This is a genomic window from Micromonospora sp. KC207 (assembly GCF_004348615.1).
Classification (GTDB): domain Bacteria; phylum Actinomycetota; class Actinomycetes; order Mycobacteriales; family Micromonosporaceae; genus Micromonospora.
The window spans coordinates 1-4870 of the sequence record NZ_SMKJ01000394.1 but is presented as its reverse complement, the minus strand read 5'-3'; the positions used below and the strand labels follow the sequence as shown (position 1 = coordinate 4870).

Annotated in this window: 2 protein-coding genes; both read right to left on the bottom strand. The window is 75.4% G+C overall.

From position 1 onward, the window contains the following. A partial coding sequence (locus E1258_RS29900) for an ATP-binding protein (protein WP_165949935.1) occupies positions 1-1153 on the bottom strand: 1153 nt, incomplete at its 3' end. Continuing rightward, positions 1150-4818, bottom strand: a complete 3669-nt coding sequence (gene cobN / locus E1258_RS29895) for a cobaltochelatase subunit CobN (protein WP_132406999.1) — start codon at positions 4816-4818, stop codon at positions 1150-1152. The genes cobN and E1258_RS29900, both read right to left, overlap by 4 nt. Between the last annotated feature and the right edge of the window lie 52 nt (positions 4819-4870).

The following is a 4870-nucleotide window of genomic DNA, read 5'->3' as shown; positions in this document are numbered from 1 at the left end:
CATGTTCGAGAACGCTTTCGCGCCGCACTACAACTTCGGCTACGGCTCGGCGGTCGCCTGGCTGCTGTTCGCCCTGATCGCGATCGTCGCGGCGATCAACGTCGTGGTTCTGCGCCGGCTCGGCGGCCCGCCGCAACGCCTCGTCGAGACGCTCCTCGTCCAGCCCCGGGGTGTCGAACGGGTCGCGGCGTCGGCGGTGCGGCAGGGCGAGCCGGGCTGCGACCCGGACGTCCTCGGCGGTCACCACCGTCCGGTCCTGCCAGGCGGCGTGCGCCAGCGCGGCGCGGGCGGTGACGATGTCGGCGCGCATCCCGTCCACGTCGAACGCGGCGCAGACCTCGGCGATCTGGCGCAGCGCGGCATCGGGCAGCAGCACCCGGTCGAGCCGGTCGCGGGCCGCGGCGACCCGCTGGGCCACCCGCGCGTCGGCGTCGGCCCAGCGGGCGGCGAACCCGGCCGGGTCGGCGTCGGCGGCGAGCCGGCGGCGCACCACCTCCACCCGGACGGCGGGGTCGCGGCTGGCGGTCACCGCCACGGTGAGGCCGAACCGGTCCAGTAGCTGCGGGCGCAGCTCACCCTCCTCCGGATTCATCGTGCCGACCAGCAGGAACCGGGACGCGTGGCTGACCGAGACGCCCTCCCGCTCCACGTGGTTGCGGCCCATCGCGGCGGCGTCGAGGAGCAGGTCCACGAGGTGGTCGTGGAGCAGGTTGACCTCGTCGACGTAGAGCACGCCCCGGTGGGCGGCGGCGAGCAGGCCGGGTTCGAAGGCGCGTACCCCCTCGGCGAGGGCCTTCTCCAGGTCGAGCGAGCCGACCACCCGGTCCTCGGCGGCGCCGACGGGCAGCTCGACCAGGCGGGTCGGGCGGCGCTCGGTGCGCCCGGCGGCGCGGGTCGGCTCCGACGGGTCGACCGGGTGCGGGCCGTCGGGGCAGGACGGGTCCACGGCCCTCGGGTCGCAGGCGAACCGGCAGCCGGCCAGGTGGTCGACGGGCGGGAGCAGCGCGGCGAGCGCCCGCACGGCGGTGGACTTCGCGGTGCCCTTCTCGCCCCGCACGAGGACCCCGCCGATGGCCGGGGACACGGCGTTGAGCAGCAGCGCGAGGCGCATGTCGTCCATGCCCAGGACGGCCGAGAACGGAAAGAGACTCATTGCCGGTCCTCCAGGTCACCCTCGCTGGCCAGGTACGTCTCGCGGAGCCGGTCGAGGGTGGCCGGCTCGGGTGCGGCCCACAGGCCCCGGTCGGCGGCTTCGAGGAGCCGCTCGGTGATGCCGCGCAGCGCCCACGGGTTGGACTCCTCAAGGAACTGCCGGGTGGTGTCGTCGAAGACGTACGCGGCGGCGAGGTGCTCGTACATCCAGTCGTCGACGACGCCGGCGGTGGCGTCGTAGCCGAACAGGTAGTCCACGGTGGCGGCCAGCTCGAACGCGCCCTTGTAGCCGTGCCGGCGCATCGCGGCGATCCACCTCGGGTTCACCACGCGGGCCCGGAACACCCGCCGGGTCTCCTCACCGAGGGTGCGGGTGCGCACGTCGTGCGGCATCGCCGAGTCCCCCACGTACGCGGCCGGCGCGACGCCGGTGAGGTGGCGGACCATCGCCACCATCCCGCCGTGGTACTGGAAGTAGTCGTCGGAGTCGACGATGTCGTGCTCGCGGGTGTCCTGGTTCTTCACCGCGACGGCGATGCGGGCGAAGGAGCGTTCCATGTCGGCGCGGGCCTCCCGCCCGTCCAGGCCGGGGCCGTACGCGTAGCCGCCCCAGACCGCGTACACCTCGGCGAGGTCGGCATCGCTGCGCCAGTTGCGGGCGTCGATCAGCGGCAGCAGCCCCGCCCCGTACGCCCCGGGCTTGGAGCCGAACACGCGGGCGGTGGCCCGGCGCTCGTCGCCGTGTTCGGCGAGGTCGGCGGCGACGTGCGCGGCGACGAAGTTCTCCCCGGCCGGCTCGTCGAGGGCGGCGACCCGACGCACCGCCTCGTCGATCAGCGCGACGACGTGTGGAAACGCGTCGCGGAAGAACCCGGAGATGCGGACGGTGACGTCGACGCGCGGCCGACCCAGCTCGGCCAGCGGCACCACCTCGACGCCGGTGACCCGGCGGGACCGGTCGTCCCAGGTGGGGCGGCAGCCGAGCAGGGCGAGCACCTCGGCGATGTCGTCGCCCTGCGTGCGCATGGCGCTGGTGCCCCACACGGTGAGCCCGACCGAGCGGGGGTACCCGCCGGTGTCGGCGAGGTGCCGGGCCAGCAGCGAGTCCGCGAGGGCGACGCCGACGTCCCAGGCGTTGCGGCTGGGGATGGCCTTCGGGTCGACGGAGTAGAAGTTGCGTCCGGTGGGCAGCACGTTGACCAGGCCCCGGGTGGGCGAGCCGGACGGGCCGGGCGGCACGAACCGGCCGTCGAGCGCGGCGAGGACCCGGTCGATCTCGTCGGTGGTACGCGCCAGGCGGGGCACCACCTCGCGGGCGGCGAAGCGCAGCACGTCGGCGACGTCGGACACGGCCCGGCCGGTGACCTCCTCGACGACGGCGTCGACGAAGTCGGCGGCCCAGCCGAGGGTCTGCATGCCCACGACGAGGCGGCGGGCCAGCCCCTCGATCAGGTCGACGGCGTCGGCGGCGGTGCCGGCGGGTCCGTCCACGGCGTCGGTCAGCTCCGCCGGCACGGCGATCCGCCGCCCGGGGGCGGCGAGCAGGTCCTGCTCGTCGAGGCCGTACGCGGCGGCGAGCGCCTGGCGCAGGCCGGGCAGGGCGCGTACCCCGCCCCAGACCTGGGGGGCGCGCAGCACGGCGAGGACGAGGTTGACCCGGGCCTCGCCGGTGGGCGCGTCGCCGAGGACGTGCAGGCCGTCGCGGATCTGCACGTCCTTGACCTCGCACAGGTACCCGTCGAGGTGCAGCACGAAGTCGTCGAAGTCGTCGGCGGCGGGCATGTCCTCGGTGTGCAGGTCGTGGTGCAGCTCGGCGGCGCGCACCAGGTCCCAGATCTGGGCCCGGACCGTCGGCACCTTGGCCGGGTCGAGCGCCTGCACGGTCGCGTACTCGTCGAGGAGCTGTTCGAGCTTCGCGAGGTCGCCGTACGTCTCGGCGCGGGCCATCGGCGGCACGAGGTGGTCGACGACGACGGCGTGGGCGCGGCGCTTGGCCTGGGTGCCCTCGCCGGGGTCGTTGACGATGAACGGGTACACCAGCGGCAGGTCGCCGAGGACGGCGTCGGGGGCGCAGTCGGCGGCCAGGCCGAGGCCCTTGCCGGGCAGCCACTCCAGGGTGCCGTGCTTGCCCAGGTGCACCACGGCGTCCGCGCCGAACCCACCCTGCGCGGTGGGGGCGGCCAGCCAGCGGTACGCGGCGAGGTAGTGGTGGCTGGGCGGCAGGTCCGGGTCGTGGTAGATGGCGATCGGGTTCTCGCCGAAGCCGCGCGGCGGCTGGATCGTCAGCAGCACGTTGCCCAGCCGCAGGCCGGCGAGCACGATGTGCCCGTCGTCGATGTACAGCTCGCCGGGCGGTTCGCCCCAGTGCTGGCCGATCCGCTCGCGCAGCCCGGCCGGGACCGCGTCGAACCAGCGCCGGTAGCCCTCCCCCGGCACCCGGGCGTCGGCGGCGGCGAGCTGCTCGGGGGTGAGCCACTCGACGTCGTGGCCGCCGGCGGCGATCAGGGCGTGGATGAGCGCGTCGCCGTCGTCGGGGACGGGCCGGTCGCCGAGGTCGTAGCCGGCGTCGGCGAGCGCGGCGAGCAGCCGCACCGCCGAGGCGGGGGTGTCCAGTCCGACGGCGTTGCCGACCCGGGAGTGCTTCGTCGGGTACGAGCTGAGCACGATCGCCAGCCGCTTGTCAGCGTTGCGGACGTGCCGCAGCCGGGCCTGGCGCACGGCGATCCCGGCTACCCGGGCGGCCCGCTCGGGGTCGGGCTCGTAGACCGACAGCCCGTCGGCGTCGATCCGCTTGAACGAGAACGGCACGGTGACGATCCGGCCGTCGAACTCGGGGATGGCCACCTGCATGGCGGCGTCCAGCGGGGACAGCCCGGCGTCGCTGCCGGCCCACTGGTCGCGGGTGCTGGTCAGGCAGAGCGCCTGGACGATCGGCACGTCGAGGGCGGCGAGCGCGCCGACGTCCCAGGCGTCGTCGTCGCCCCCGCCGGAGGCGTCGGCGGCCACCGTCCCGCCAGCGGCCAGCACGGTGACGACGAGGGCGTCGCAGCGGGCGAACAGCTCCAGGGGCCCGTCGCCGGGGGCGAGTCCGCGCAGCGAGCCGCAGAAGATCGGCAGGGGGTTCGCCCCGGCGGCGTCGACCGCGTCGGCGAGGGCGTCGACGAAGGCGGTGTTCCCGGCGAGGGCGTGCGCCCGGTAGAAGACGATCCCGACGGTGGGGCGTTCGGGCTTGGCGGGCCGCTCGCCGTGCACGCCGTACCCGGGGGTGGGCGCGGGCGGGGCGAAGCCCTCGCCGGTGAACAGCACCGTGTCGCAGAGGAACCGGGCCAGCTCGGCGAGGTTGCGGGGTCCACCCTCGACCAGGTACGCCAGGGCCCCGGTGGCCACCCCGGATGCCACCGTGGACGCGGCCATCAGCTCGGCGTCGGGCACCGACTCGCCGCCGAGCACGACCGTCGGCACCCCGGAGCCGAGCACGGCCGCGAGGCCGTCCGGCCACGCCTGCCGGCCGCCGAGCAGCCGTACGACGGCGAGGTCGACGCCGTCGAGCAGCGCCGGCACGGCGTCGGCGGCGACCCGGGTGGGGTTCGCCGACCGGTAGCCGGCGCCGCTGGCCCGGGCGGCGAGCAGGTCGGTGTCGGCGGTGGACAGCAGCAGAATGCGCACGAAAGGCTCCGGAGAGTGACACCAGGCGGCGGGCTGGGCCGTCTGCGGGCGG